This is a genomic window from Nitrospira sp. (genome assembly GCA_016715825.1).
Classification (GTDB): Bacteria; Nitrospirota; Nitrospiria; order Nitrospirales; family Nitrospiraceae; genus Nitrospira_D.
The window spans coordinates 387,994-401,502 of sequence record JADJXO010000002.1; the positions used below are offsets into that span (position 1 = coordinate 387,994).

17 protein-coding genes and 1 pseudogene are annotated in these 13,509 nt (G+C 56.0%); 17 read left to right on the top strand and 1 reads right to left on the bottom strand.

Translation table 11 applies throughout. The features are described 5' to 3' along the window. The first annotated feature begins 196 nt into the window (after positions 1-196). Both ppk2 and IPM58_07870 read left to right on the top strand, forming a co-directional pair. Positions 197-1,039, top strand: coding sequence for a polyphosphate kinase 2 (gene ppk2 / locus IPM58_07865; GenBank protein ID MBK9306990.1), 843 nt, complete (start codon positions 197-199; stop codon positions 1,037-1,039). A gap of 60 nt (positions 1,040-1,099) precedes the next feature. Continuing rightward, positions 1,100-1,615, top strand: a complete 516-nt coding sequence (locus IPM58_07870) for a cytochrome c (GenBank protein ID MBK9306991.1) — start codon at positions 1,100-1,102, stop codon at positions 1,613-1,615. Between the two features lie 62 nt (positions 1,616-1,677). Here the strand turns inward: IPM58_07870 and IPM58_07875 are convergent, their stop codons facing one another. Further along, the gene (locus IPM58_07875) at positions 1,678-2,013 is read right to left on the bottom strand and encodes a hypothetical protein (protein ID MBK9306992.1); all 336 of its coding nucleotides are present in this window, start codon (positions 2,011-2,013) and stop codon (positions 1,678-1,680) included. A gap of 542 nt (positions 2,014-2,555) precedes the next feature. Here IPM58_07875 and IPM58_07880 point away from each other — a divergent pair. The 15 genes and pseudogenes from IPM58_07880 (at position 2,556) to IPM58_07950 (ending at position 13,438) form a co-directional block, all read left to right on the top strand. Continuing rightward, on the top strand, positions 2,556-2,999 hold the full coding sequence (locus tag IPM58_07880) for a CBS domain-containing protein (protein MBK9306993.1): 444 nt from the start codon (positions 2,556-2,558) through the stop codon (positions 2,997-2,999). 57 nt (positions 3,000-3,056) lie between these two features. Continuing rightward, positions 3,057-3,746 (top strand): c-type cytochrome, encoded by a 690-nt coding sequence (locus IPM58_07885; protein MBK9306994.1) that lies wholly within the window; start codon positions 3,057-3,059, stop codon positions 3,744-3,746. 207 nt (positions 3,747-3,953) lie between these two features. Further along, positions 3,954-4,442 (top strand): hypothetical protein, encoded by a 489-nt coding sequence (locus IPM58_07890; protein MBK9306995.1) that lies wholly within the window; start codon positions 3,954-3,956, stop codon positions 4,440-4,442. Between the two features lie 16 nt (positions 4,443-4,458). Continuing rightward, a complete protein-coding gene (locus IPM58_07895) occupies positions 4,459-4,863 on the top strand; it encodes a DUF2202 domain-containing protein (GenBank protein MBK9306996.1) in 405 nt (134 codons plus the stop codon). Positions 4,864-5,008: 145 nt separating this feature from the next. Continuing rightward, positions 5,009-6,073: a c-type cytochrome gene (locus IPM58_07900; protein MBK9306997.1), complete on the top strand. Its 1,065-nt coding sequence runs from the start codon at positions 5,009-5,011 to the stop codon at positions 6,071-6,073. 196 nt (positions 6,074-6,269) lie between these two features. Then, entirely contained in the window at positions 6,270-7,712 is a 1,443-nt protein-coding gene (locus IPM58_07905; GenBank protein ID MBK9306998.1) for a c-type cytochrome, read from the top strand. Positions 7,713-7,837: 125 nt separating this feature from the next. Further along, positions 7,838-8,903, top strand: a pseudogene (locus IPM58_07910) (cytochrome-c peroxidase). Between the two features lie 45 nt (positions 8,904-8,948). Further along, positions 8,949-9,596, top strand: a complete 648-nt coding sequence (locus IPM58_07915) for a hypothetical protein (protein ID MBK9306999.1) — start codon at positions 8,949-8,951, stop codon at positions 9,594-9,596. Between the two features lie 130 nt (positions 9,597-9,726). Next, positions 9,727-10,338, top strand: a complete 612-nt coding sequence (locus IPM58_07920; GenBank protein MBK9307000.1) for a hypothetical protein — start codon at positions 9,727-9,729, stop codon at positions 10,336-10,338. Positions 10,339-10,392: 54 nt separating this feature from the next. Continuing rightward, positions 10,393-11,004, top strand: a complete 612-nt coding sequence (locus IPM58_07925; GenBank protein ID MBK9307001.1) for a DUF3365 domain-containing protein — start codon at positions 10,393-10,395, stop codon at positions 11,002-11,004. A 23-nt stretch (positions 11,005-11,027) separates the two neighbouring features. Further along, on the top strand, positions 11,028-11,228 hold the full coding sequence (locus tag IPM58_07930; GenBank protein ID MBK9307002.1) for a hypothetical protein: 201 nt from the start codon (positions 11,028-11,030) through the stop codon (positions 11,226-11,228). Between the two features lie 39 nt (positions 11,229-11,267). Next, positions 11,268-12,017, top strand: coding sequence for a ZIP family metal transporter (locus tag IPM58_07935; GenBank protein MBK9307003.1), 750 nt, complete (start codon positions 11,268-11,270; stop codon positions 12,015-12,017). A gap of 49 nt (positions 12,018-12,066) precedes the next feature. Further along, positions 12,067-12,438, top strand: a complete 372-nt coding sequence (locus tag IPM58_07940; protein MBK9307004.1) for a c-type cytochrome — start codon at positions 12,067-12,069, stop codon at positions 12,436-12,438. Between the two features lie 89 nt (positions 12,439-12,527). Beyond that, entirely contained in the window at positions 12,528-12,839 is a 312-nt protein-coding gene (locus tag IPM58_07945; protein MBK9307005.1) for a YtxH domain-containing protein, read from the top strand. Positions 12,840-12,958: 119 nt separating this feature from the next. Then, a complete protein-coding gene (locus IPM58_07950) occupies positions 12,959-13,438 on the top strand; it encodes a hemerythrin domain-containing protein (protein MBK9307006.1) in 480 nt (159 codons plus the stop codon). Positions 13,439-13,509 lie beyond the last annotated feature (71 nt).

Here is a 13,509-nt window from a genome sequence, read left to right on the forward strand (position 1 = left end):
GACCGGGAAGTCTAAAGCCCGAAAAGCTCGAGAGGAGTCGGAGCACGACGCACTCACGAGACGGACGGATGGAGCGGATGAGAACGATCTGGAGGCGATTCCCACACGAGTTCCTGTGGAAGGAGATGGATATAGACCGCCTGGCGGTGCAGCCATCGACAAGGTGTTGAAGAAAATCGGGGACCCAGGCTCCACCCTGACCGAGGACGATCTACAAAGAATCAATACGAGGAAGGGCCTCTTTCAGCTATTGGAGAACCGAGGTGTCGACCTTGCGGACGTCCGCAAGAGACTGCTGTATGAATATGAGTTGCGACAGTTACAAGTCGAATTGGTGAAGTTGCAGCGCTGGATCCAAAATACGGGAGAACGCATTGCGATTCTGGTGGAAGGACGGGATGCAGCAGGAAAGGGGGGCACTATTCGTCGTTTCACCGAACATTTGAACCCTCGTGCCATGCGTGTCGTGGCACTGCCCAAGCCGACGGACGAAGAGCGGGGCCAGTGGTATTTCCAACGGTATATCCGCCAACTCCCCAACAAGGGCGAAATCGTCTTCTTCGATCGAAGCTGGTACAACCGCGCGGTTGTGGAGCCGGTGATGGGATTCTGCTCGAAAAAAGAACATCAACGCTTCCTGCAGCAGGTACCCGAGTTCGAACACATGCTCTATGAAGATGGGGTGACCATCATCAAGTTTTGGTTCTCCATCTCGAAGGACGAGCAGGCCAGGCGCTTCGAAGCCAGGCGCCAGAATCCATTGAAACAGTGGAAGCTCAGTCCAGTCGATGAAAAGGCGCAGGAGTTGTGGGATGCCTACACCCGCACCAAGGAAGAAATGTTCAGCAAGACGCACACGACCTACAGTCCCTGGATTATCGTTAAGGCGAATGACAAACAGGCGGCACGTCTCGAAAGTTTACGCTACGTGTTGAACTTGTTGCCATACAAAGGAAAGGAAGAAGCGCAGATCCGATTGACCCCAGACCCGAACATTATTACTCGATTCCATCGCAAGATGGTGGAATTGGATCTGTGACAGATTCAGCAAGGCGGCTCATGGATTCCATGTGGGTCACATCGATGAAGGAGCAGGGCGATGAAGACGAAGATGTTTTCGGTACTGGGTATTATGATTGTTTTCGGAGTTTCCACCAGCGGCGCAGAACGGCACATGATGCAGCCGAGAGTCCCGGCCGATAAGTTGGCCGAAGCCCGAGCTCTGGCGAGCCCGCTCCCGGCATCTCAAGACATCGTAGAAAAAGGGAAAGCGCTCTATCACGGCAAGGGCACGTGCTTCACCTGTCATGGAGTAAACGGAGACGGCACAGGACCAGGAGGCGCCCAGCTGAATCCCTCCCCTCGGAATTTCCAGCACCATGGGTTCTGGCGGCACCGCACGGAGGGGGAAATTTTCTGGGTCATCAAACATGGCTCTCCGGGAACCGGCATGATTGGGTTCGGTCAGGTCCTGTCGGATGAAGAAATCTGGGCCCTGATTCAGTATGAACACACCTTCGCGGGCATGCATGGGCCGGGAATGAGGGGGCATAGAGGTGGGATGGGTGGAATGAAAGGAATGGGTCGTCACGGGGGAAAAGATGGTGATGAATAGTGTCGTTTGAGACTGAGGAGAGCTGCGACCCGCTCTCCTCAGCGTTCACTCTTCCTGGGCGATCAGTGGCTGGTTGGTGGGCTGCAGGGATAGGTCGCGCCTTCGACTGCAACACACTCAATGGCGCCTACCCCCGGTCGGCTGGAAGAATAGGTAGACCCTCCTGCCCCGATCCGCGTCATGACATCCACCTTCCCTCGTTCCGTTTCTGATACTCTAGTACTACTTGCCCGGGACACCAGCGGCTGGCTGGGGGTATACACACTCCCTCCTGCTCCGATTCGTTCGATACCCTCCATTCGCTGTCCCTCAGAGGCAAAGCTGTCATTCGCCTTCACGACACCGCTTGCAACCATCATCGACAAGAATCCCACGGCTAATATGTTGTTCGCTCTCATGACATTCCTCCTTATGGTTAGCTATCTGCCGATTATGTCCTCTATTGCATGAGAGTCATTGCGATCAGATGAGATTCAGAAAAAGTTGATGACGGTTATCTTGATATTCAACGGCTCAACATATGAAGTGGTAGCGAGCTTCCGCACGCCTCGTGCGTGCAACTATCAGATTCGTGTATTCGCTTCTTTCTGCCTTGATGCTGGGCTGTTTCGGAAGCACAACTCGATGAATTAACGATTCCATACCTCAGTGTGTGCAACTCCGTTCATTCCGTGTCGCCATTTTCCACATCTGAATATTGGGGCCTGAGTATTTCTGCATCACGTCAGTACGTTCGTTGAGTCGCGTAACCACCTCAAGCATCTAGTTTTGCTGAAGATTCCTGGTCACGGATGCGGAATCGGTGAAGGCACCGGAATCGCAATTAACTTTTCACGAATCCTAATTAGTCGCAATGACTCTTAGTCAATGGGGACTGTAGATAATCGATGAGGAGAGGAACGAATTCATCGGAGTCAACTATCAATCAGGAGGAAATGCAATGACGACGCTAGTGAGGCCAGGAGTTCCTGTCGGAGGGTTTAAGACGGTGGGACAAATACGCGCGACGAATCAACTCGTCTTTCGCCGTGACCAGAATGCGATGGGCATTGCCGTCGAGTTGTTGACCACCCATACGCCGGGTGCGCCGGTCGTCGATGAAGGGGGCGACTTCGTCGGCTTCATCAGCGAGTTCGACATTCTTCGTGCACTGGAGGCGGCAAAGGACCTCAACCGTCTGACGGCGGAGGATGTGATGGCCAAGGATCGGATCGCGGTGACCGATGAGACGAGCATCGATGAAGCGGTGAAGCTCATGGAGGAGAAACGGCTCCTGAGTCTGCCGGTGAAAAGAAACGGCAAAGTCTCTCATTCAATCACACGTCATGATCTCTTGAGAGCCTGGATTGGGCTTGGCGTGTCCATCGAGGATCAAGCGGTCTGAAGGCGATGACTTCCGGTCGTTCATGGCGGCTGGGAGGGCACAGCCTGGAGAAACAAGATGATGCTGAATGACGTGTGGCTGAAGACATTCGCGAGGGTGGTCATGCACGTTGCCGTCTTGATCGCTTCAGTGGCGGCTGTCAGTGTGGGCGGGATAGCTATGGCTGCGGATGTAGGAGAAAAGATGGTGAAGTCGCTGTGTGTGCAATGCCATCGGATCGGGGGCAAGCCGGCGGCGCGCAAGACGAAGCAGGCGCCGGATCTCATCTGGGCCGGCAACAAGTATCAACAGGAGTGGTTGATCGCGTGGCTCCAGAAGCCGGAGTTTAAACACTATCCCATCGGCTACGACTTTCGTCCAGAACGGAAGAAGCCGCATTTGGCACTGACCGCAGATCAAGCAAGAGTGGTCACAGGGTTCCTTGCCACACGGAAAGACTCGCGCATCAAAGAAGGTGTGATGAAGCCCGGCACACCAGAGCAGTTGGCTCGTGGAGAAAAGCTCTACCGGGAGCATGGGTGTCAGAATTGTCATCTCACACCGGCCAACACACCGAAAGGGTATACAGGTGGTACCTCCAGCACGTCGTTGCTCAAATTGAACGCGCGGCTGAACCCGGACTGGGTGTATCGCTTCAACCAAAATCCAGACGACTTCGAGCCGGAGAGCGGGGCCTATATCCCAAACCCTCCGCTCCCCGATAAAGACATATATGCCATCACGGCCTACATGATGACGTTCCAGTAACGCTGTGAAGCGTCCCACGCGACACGAGCAAGGAGAACAGATGGAAAGGATCGTAATCATACCGACGATGACAGCTCTAAGTCTGTGCCTGGTGCCAGCCGTGTCGTGTGTGGCAGGGATCCCGATGGTGAGTCCGGTGAAGCTCAGCTGGCCGACTTGATTGCCTATCTCCGGTCAATTGAGTCGTAACGTCTGAGGAGTAACATTATGAGTCTTATGAGGATGCCGCTCACGATCCTATTCGTCGGGTTTGGATTGGCAAATCAATTGGGTCTGGTCGATGCGGCTGAAGCCCAGCATGAACACGTGATGATCAACGATGGAGCATCCGTCGATAGTCAGCGGGACGAACGCGTGACGCTCGATTTGAGTGAGCAGGCTTCAGTCGGTATGAAACTGACCATGCGGGAACATTTGGAGGCGATCCGTGACATTGTCGCTGCATTGGGGCGGCAGGACTTTGAGCGGGCTGCCAAAGTCGCTCATGATGAACTCGGATTTTCCAAGCATCATGAAGCGATGAAACGTGAGGCTGGGGCGACGTTTCCTTCGAAGTATCATGAACTCGCGATGGCGCACCATCAGGCGGCGGAGGACTTGGCGAAGGTGATTCCTTCGAAGGATCTTAAGGCGATTCTGCCGCAGCTTGAGCGGACCATTGAGGCCTGTGTCTCCCCTATGCCATCAAGTCTATAAGTTGTGAGGGTCGATCATGATCGACGAAAAGAACAAGGCCATGGTCCTCGAAGCCCTGAACGATGAGTACAAGGCGCGCGCCTTCTATCGGCTGGTGATCAAGACGTTCGGTCCCGTACAGCCGTTCGTCAATATCGTCGAGGCGGAAGACACGCATGCCCGCGCGCTTGAAGGTCTTTGTGCGCGATACGGAATTCCACTACCGGCCGATGACTGGGATCGTGCGTTGCAGCCGCCCGCGTCGGTTCTCGAAGCCTGTCGTGCTGGTGTCGAGGGGGAGATCGAGAATATCGCCATGTATGACCGGTTCCTGGAGGATATCGATATTCCGGACATCCGCACGCTGTTTCAGCGGCTGCAAGCCAGATCACGAGATGCTCATCTCCCCGCGTTCCGACGGTGCGTGGCGCGAGGTGGGTGAGTGGGGCGAGGGCGGCCAGCCAGGTGTGTCCCATGCGAGAAGGATACGAGCTAGTGGTGGTCCAACATATGTTCACGAGAACGGTAGAACTGCATGGCGGACGAGTAGAACAAGCTTCATGGATCCGACGAAGGGAGAATAGCGGATGGTGACACAGCGATTTCTGATGATCGGCTGTCTAACAGCCGGTGTGATGGTAAGCAGTGCATTCTTCTCGACTCAACTGCAGGCCCAATCATCGCTCGCTGTTGGGTTGGTCACCGTGGACGGGATCACTGTACCGGACATCGGGCCGTTGCCGACGGTCGTGCCCATCCCTCCAGGGAACCTCAACTATGCGGCCAAGGTGGAGCTGGGCAAGCAGCTCTATTTCGACGGCCGACTCTCAAAGAACAACGCGATCTCTTGCGCCTTTTGCCATAACCCCTTTACGGGTTTTGCTGATCCGCGCCAGACGTCGATCGGCGTCGGTGGCGGTGTCGGAGGCCGTCAATCGCCGACCGTCTTCAACACGGGATTTATCCCGCTGCAATTCTGGGATGGCCGCGCTGGGTCGCTCGAAGAACAGGCCATGGGGCCGATCGTCAATCCCGTCGAGATGGCCGAAACGCACGAGAACGTCGTCAAAAAACTCGGCAAGATCAAGGGCTACCAGCAGCAGTTCCGAGCCGTCTTCGGCACGGACGTGAATCTCCAGGGGATTGCCGAAGCCATCGCTGCTTATGAACGCACCGTCATCTCGACAAATTCTGCTTTCGATAAGTATGTGTTAGGCGATGCCCAGGCGATGGACAAGACGGCGCTCAGGGGGATGGCGCTGTTTAAAGGCAAGGCCCGCTGCATCCTCTGTCACAATGGGCCGAATTTTGCCGACAACCAGTTTCATAACCTGGGCGTCCCCCAGGTCGGACCGATGAAAGAAGATCTCGGTCGCTTCTATGTGACGCAGCAGGAGCAAGACAAGGGAGCATTTAAAACACAGACCCTTAGGAGCATCACCGAAACGGCCCCCTACATGCACGATGGTGCCTTCAAGACGCTTGAGGAGGTCATAGACTTTCTCGATCAGGGTGGAGGGCAGAACCCGAACTTGAGCCCAATGGTGAAGCCCCTTGGATTGACCCAACAAGAAAAGGCTGAGTTGATTGCGTTCCTCAACGCGCTCACCGGCGAGAAGATCAAGTTCGAGATGCCGAAGCTGCCGAAGTAGGAAATCGGCAAGGAAGTAAGCCATGACACCCAGAGCGCTCTCGACATGGATGGTCGTAGCAGCATGCGCACGCGGACGACCTCGTCAGCCTCCTGCAAGAGATGGGGGAGAAGTGAAGCGGGTCGATTCCAGACAGCCTCGGCACGCCGTGAACGAAAGGCTGTAGTCAACTATGTTTCTGAGGAGGGATTAACCGATGAGGATCGTGAAGCGGAGAGACTGTGGAGAGGCGCGCCCTGCTGGGTCCGTGATCCTGGGGATCATAATGGTGTCGGCTTTGTTGTGGTGGTTGCCGCCGGCCGTGTCGGCAGGTGATGAGCAACAGACACGCACGCTCCTGCAGAAATCCTGCGCAGGCTGTCATCGTCTAGAGGGGGCAGCCGATTCACGGTTCAAGCTCAACGCTCCCGATCTTACCGGAGCGGGGAGCAAGTTCAAACGGGAGTGGCTCATGAGCTGGTTGCTGGGAAAGGAAGCGCCGGTGTATGCGAAGAGCTATCGCTGGGATCAATCGCAGCAGCCGGACCGTCATCCGGTCGTCTCTCAGGCAGAGGCGGAGCAGATTGCAGATTACTTCGAGCAGCATTTGAAAGATCCCCGGGTGAAAGAGGGCGCGATCGATTTGTCCACGTTCAGCGCCATCGAAGCCACCTTCGGAGAGCAGCTCTTCAAAGACCACTCCTGCACCGGGTGCCATCAGATCATGGTGGACGGCAAACCCACTGGCGGGCCGCAAAGCTCGTCGTTTGTGAGCAGCGGTCGTCGCCTGAAGGCTGATTGGATCTATCGGTTCAATTCCAACCCCCCGGATTTCGTGCCGCATAGCGGCGAGTTCGTGGCCGATGTCAGTGAGTTGGGATTGCGATACATCACCGGATATATCGCGACCAGAGGGTGGAACGAGTTCACCTTCTATGAGCCCTGGACGGCTGAGCCGTTCAAAAAGGCGGATGTTCAACGCGGGGCTCAGGTGTACCAGGAGTATTGTGCTCAGTGCCATGGTGCGACCGGTCAGGGAGATGGAGCGGCTGCATCCGGTCTGGAGCCGAAGCCGGCCGTGCACACAAAGATCGCGTTCGATAAGCTTCCCAACGAGTACCTCTATAACGTCATCAACTACGGCGGCAAGGCGGTCGGGAAGTCCACGCTGATGCCATATTGGTCTCTGACCTTGGGGCAGCAGGGAGTCGCGGACGTGATGGCCTATCTCCGGGAGACGTTCAAAGGAACGGCAGTCGCGGAAGCTACGACAGGGGCGACCGGTGGCCCAGTGGGGGTCTGTCCGCAAGCACGAACGACCAAGAAAGCACCGGCGGAGTTTTTCAAGCGGACAAATCCGTTGCCGGCGACACCGGCGCATGTCCGGGCAGGAATGAAGCTGTACCTTGAGACCGCTAAGCCGCTCGCGTGCATGAATTGCCACGGCCAGCAGGGCGACGGCGCCGGTCCGATCGGAGCCGCGCTGGTTCCACCGCCACGAAACTTCACCTGCGGTGCGACGATGAAACCCATTTCCGACGGCCAGCTGTTTTGGGTGATCAAGAACGGGTCGCCAGGAACCGGGATGATGGCATTCCCAGGACTGTCGGACGATGAGACCTGGCAGATCGTTCACTATGTACGCAGCTTGGCACGATGAAAGGGAGGAGGGCGCGGCGGGAGCGCCACACTCGCATGCACAGGGCAGGAGGGAAGATTGGGAATGAAGATGGATAACGGGGAGAACCAAGTGTGTCCATCCACTGATTGGAAGGAGTGCGCACGATGAAGAAGCACAGATGCGTGATGATCGGCTGTCTGGCAGCCGGAGTGATGATAAGTGGTGCGCTCTTCTCCACTCAACTGCAGGCCCAATCCTCGCTCGCTGGTGGAACGGTGACAGTCGATGGCATCACCGTGCCGGATATCGGGCCGCTGCCGACGGTCGTGCCGATCCCTCCAGGGAACCTCAACTATGCGGCCAAGGTGGAGCTGGGCAAGCAGCTCTATTTTGACGGCCGACTCTCAAAGAATGGTCGAGTTCCTTGCGCCGCTTGTCATCTCCCACCACAGGGTTTGCTGATCCGCGCCAGGTGTCGATCGGCGTCGGAGGTGCCATCGGCGGCCGACAATCGCCGACCGTCTTCAACACCGGATTCAACCCGACGCAGTTCTGGGACGGCCGTGCCGGATCACTGGAAGAACAGGCCCTGGGGCCGATCCAGTGAATCCAGTCGAGATGGCCGAAACGATCGACAACGTCGTCAAGAAGCTGGGCAAGATCAAGGGGTACCAGCAGCAGTTTCGTACGGTCTTCGGTACGGACGTGAATCTCCAAGGGATTGCCGAGGCCATCGCCGCCTATGAACGCACCGTTATCTCGTCAAATTCCGCTTTCGACAAATATGTGCTAGGCGATGCCAAGGCGATGGACGAAAGGGCGGTCAGGGGGATGGCGCTGTTTAAAGGCAAGGCCCGCTGCATCCTCTGTCACAACGGGCCGAATTTTACCGACAATGATTTTCATAACCTGGGCGTACCACAGGTCGGGCCGATGAAAGAGGATCTTGGTCGCTTCTATGTGACGCAGCAGGAGAAAGATAAGGGAGCATTTAAAACACAGACTCTCAGGAGCATTGCCGAAACGGCTCCCTACATGCACGACGGTGTCTTCAAAACACTCGAGGAGGTCGTAGACTTTCTCAATCAGGGTGGGGGGCAGAACCCGAACTTGAGCCCGATGGTGAAGCCCCTTGGACTGACCGAACAAGAAAAGGCGGAGCTGATTGCGTTTCTCAACGCGCTCACCGGCGAGAAGATCAAGTTCGAGATGCCAAAATTACCGAAGTAGCAACATGGAATGGAGTTTTCTGATTTCAGAATGGAGGGACTAATCATGACGAAGTTGAAAGGATGGTGGGTAGCTGGATTCGGGGGAGCGGCGTTAATTGCCGCGTTGGCAGTGTTGCCCGTCTTCGCCGACGAAGGCCATGGGAAGAAGGGGCATGGTGGCCACGACCAGGAAGAACAGGATGATCATAGTGGGCACTACCTAAAACATCTGTTGAAACATGCCAAAGAGTTCGGGCTGACGCCGGAGCAGATCGGCAAGCTCAAGGCCATCCAGCTGGACTTCAAACGCTCGGAAGCCAGGTTGGAAGCCGACACCAAGGTGGCGAAGTTGGAACTGCATGCGCTACTGGATGATGAGCAAGCTGATCTCAAAGCGATTCAAGCGAAAGTTGAGCAACTGAAAAAAGCAGAAGGGGCCTGTTTGTTCGAGGCGGTCAAAAGTAAGCGCACCGCCATGGCCCTGTTGACTCCCGATCAACGGGAAAAGGACCGTGCCCATCGCGAACAGATGAAGAGTGCGAAGGAAGGCCAACAGGGAGGTGGAATGGGCGGTATGGGTCGCGGTGGGATGATGGGTGGTATGGGGGGAATGAGCCGTGGCGGCATGGGGAGCGGCGCAGGTCACGGTGGACAGGGCGGTGGAGATCATGGGGGCGGAGACGCCGGTGGAGCACAGGAACACCAACACTGACGCGTCAGTGCTGATGAGCCGTGCTAGTGATCAGCCACGGATGGCACAGAGTCCTGAGGTGGGTCCAGCAGATTGCCTGCGCGACGGATCCAACCCTTTATGAGTAGGCAGGCAATCTGGAGGTAATGCGATGATGGGACTAAGAGATCATGTAGTAGCTAAGCTCTTGATAGGCGCATGGGTAGTGCTTGCGCTGGGGTTGATCGGTAGCCCGCTCGTGGTGTCGGCAGAGGATTCCGGCGCGAAGGCAAAAGCAAGCCTGCAGAAGGCGCACGACCAACTGGAGCTGGCAATCGATCAAGCCGAGAAGGCGCTTGGCCCGCACCGCAAGGGAAGCGGTTGGGTCCGGACGTATATGCAGCGGGCGCTGAACGTGCTGGGAGGCACAACATCACCGGATTATTTTGATAAGCACGAAGCGCCCTTCTTCGAGAAAGTCGGTAACCCCGGGGATGGACACGGAGCGCTCATGTATCTCGAAGAGGCGCGTGAGGCGCTCAAGGAGGCCAATGCTTCCGTCGCCGTGCAAGAAGCCATCGACCATGCCCTCACCCATTTGTCCAATGCGGTTAACCATGCACGGGAATCGGTCCATGGCACCGGTGTGCAACAGACACACGGGCATGCGGACCAGGTGGCGGCGTTCCTTGTCGCAACGCATGGGAAAGGGGATACTGATTCTCCCGTCACTGGTACCCTGGCGTATGCGATGAAGCAGATGGGATTGACGATGTCGAAGTAATGCACCAAAGCCGTGGCGTTCACTCCGGCTATAAAGACAGAAAGAGGTGCTGATATGAAGGCAAAGAGCAGAGTCACGGTTCTGATCGTACAAGGAGTCTGTGTGGCAACCTTGGCATTGGCCGCAGGCTCCGTGAGTGCCGACGTCACTGAACGTGAAAAGGCTGCCAGCGAAGTGGCCGTCTCGTTTGTGAGGGAGTTGGGCGCGGCCATGATAAGGGAAATGACCAAGGGAGGCCCCATCGAGGCGATCAAGGTCTGTGCCGAGCTTGCCCCGGAGATCGCCGGCCAGCTGTCTCGGGAGCATGGCTGGCGTGTGACTCGTGTGGGAACGCGAGTACGGAATCCATTGCTCGGCATGCCTGATGCGTGGGAGCAGCAAGTCTTGGCCGAGTTCGCTGAGCGTGCAGGGAAGGGCGAGTCGTTTGTAAGCATGACCCGTAGTGAAGCGGTGATGGAGCCTGACGGGCAGTACTACCGCTTTATGAAGCCGATTGCCCTGCAGCCACAATGCGTACTCTGTCATGGACCGAGCGAACAGATTCCGGAAGAGATCAGAACGGTCTTGAAGCAGCAGTATCCCTTTGATGCGGCGACCGGGTACAAGGCCGGAGAATTGCGCGGTGCCATCAGTGTCAAGCAGCCGCTGGGAAAGACGAACGAGTGAACGAGAGTGGACCGGAGGCGAACATGAACGAAGTGATTCGCCATCAACAGTCCGTGCTGGTAGGAGAAAGTAAGACAGAGGGGAAGCTACGGGGCACAGGCACCGATCGCTTTCTGCCGAAACGGTACACAACCTGGTGGATCTCGCTGATTCGGGCAGAGTATGGATTGGCCTCACTCTTTCGCAGCATAAACTGTTCGAGTTCGGTGACGGCCTGTATGTAAGATCGCTAATGGTACAGTCGCGAAGTTCTGCGCACGATCATGGTGTTAACGTGGATCCTTGGATTTGCCCTGCTTGGCAGTATGGGCGCCATCATTGGCGCCGCGACATTCTTGTTGCTCCCGAAGGGGACACGAGATCGCATCATTCCCTTCCTTGTGAGTTATGCCACCGGCACGTTGCTGGGCGCGGCATTACTCGGGTTGTTGCCGCAGGCCATAGCGCAAGGCGGTCTGCAAACAAGTCTTGGTTCGGTATTAGCAGGGTTGATCGTCTTCTTCAGCTTGGAACGGCTCATGATCTGGCGGCATTGCCACCATGGAGGGTCTTGTGAAGTGCATGGGGCCGCAGGGCAATTGATCCTGCTCGGGGATGCACTGCATAATTTTGTAGATGGCATCGTGATTGCTGCGGCGTTTCTTTCGTCGATTCCGCTCGGCATTGCCACCGGGCTTGCCGTGATCGCGCACGAGGTGCCCCAAGAGGTTGGGGATTTCGCAGTCCTGCTCGATAATGGATTTTCTCGCAAGCGTGCCCTGAAATGGAATCTGATCTCAGGCAGCACCACGATCCCTGGGGCTCTACTCGGGTATCTTGCGCTCGAAGAATCGAGCACGCTCATCGGGCCGATCCTCGCGCTGTCCGCAGCCAGCTTTCTCTATATTGGTCTGGCGGATTTGATTCCAGGGCTCCATCGACGGATCGGTGCAGAAGCCGGTATCGCACAGCTTCTGCTTCTGTTGGCTGGTGTGGGAACCATCGTGGTCTTACGATTGCAGCACGGTGGGTAAGCGAGTATCAAGGGTACAGGTCATTCATCTGGTTGGGAGGTAGGGAGTCGTGAAAAAAACTATGTGGTATTTGGGCATTCTGAGTATTCTGGCAGTGGGGCTGTACAGTTCAAGGGTGGAAGCCGAGTCTCTGTCCGGAAATCCACAGAAAGGCGAGGCCTTATACCAACAACACTGTGTCGGCTGCCATGGAACCGCCGGCGATGGACTGGGGCCTGATATCAAGGAACTGATCGTTCCGCCTGCAAATTTTCGGGCGCCGAAATTGCGCACAAGAACCGATATGGAACTGTACATCGCGATCAAACAAGGGGTCCTCTTCAGTCCGATGCATGGTTGGGCTGATCGGTTGTCGGATCAAGAAATCCGAGATGTGCTGAGGCACATTCGCAGCTTGGCTCCGTTCAACCCCGTCGGTTAGTTGTATCAAGGGAGAGAAGAGCCCGCTTGGTCATGGAGAAGGAGGGGTGATAGGATGACAGGAACATTCTTCACAGTTGGAGGATTGCCATGACACATCAGGATGGTCGAAGCTCACCTGAAACGGTTTTCCTCGCATTTCTCGGCGGGGCAATCGGAGGCATGATTGCCGGTATTCTTCTCGCTCCCAAATCCGGTGAGGAGACCCGGCGTGTGATACAAACCCATGCGCGAAGGACGGAGGAGGATCTCATCGAACGAGCCAAGGAAGCACGAGCGGCCCTGGATGAGGTGATTGAGCGAGGTAAGCATTTTGTAGATGAAAAGCGCGCGGACGTCGAATCAGCCGTGAGAGCAGGTCGAGAGGCGGTGAAAGAGAGAATTGATAAGTACCGCGACTGATAGGGAGTGTGCTATCTTCTGGCCGCTGGATGGAGGTATGTTCCGCTATCACGAAGGGGAGGGGTGCTACATCATGCCCATCTTCTTCGGTCATCAATTCATGTTATGAGGACGGGATCATGAGCGAACCACAGACGATCACGACATTCTATGAGAAGGATCACGACCGCCTGGATGAGTTGTTCAAAACCTTTCAAACAGTGAAACGGTCGGATTTTCCCAAGGCGAAGGAAGCATTCAAGGAGTTTAAGATAGGTCTCCAACGCCATATCGTCTGGGAAGAAGAGCTGCTGTTTCCGATCTGGGAAGAGAAAACCGGGATGATCGAGGACGGGCCGACGCCCATCATGCGTTTTGAACATGACCAGATCAAGAAGCTCCTCGAAGCCATTCACTACAAGGTAGAAGCACAGAGTCTCGAGACTGATCAGGAAGAACAGTCGCTGCTCAATATCTTGAGCTCTCACAACAGGAAGGAAGAGCGGGCACTGTATCCCGCCATTGATAATGTCGTCAGCCCGGACGAGTGCGCAAAGATCTTCAGCGACATGAACACGATGCCGGAGGACCGGGGCAATGCCTGCTGTGGTCAGCATTGACAGTGATCAAAGGCGAGGGCGAGGCGATCTCAGGGGCTTTGTTTCAAAGATCAGCTACCGCCGGCTACTCT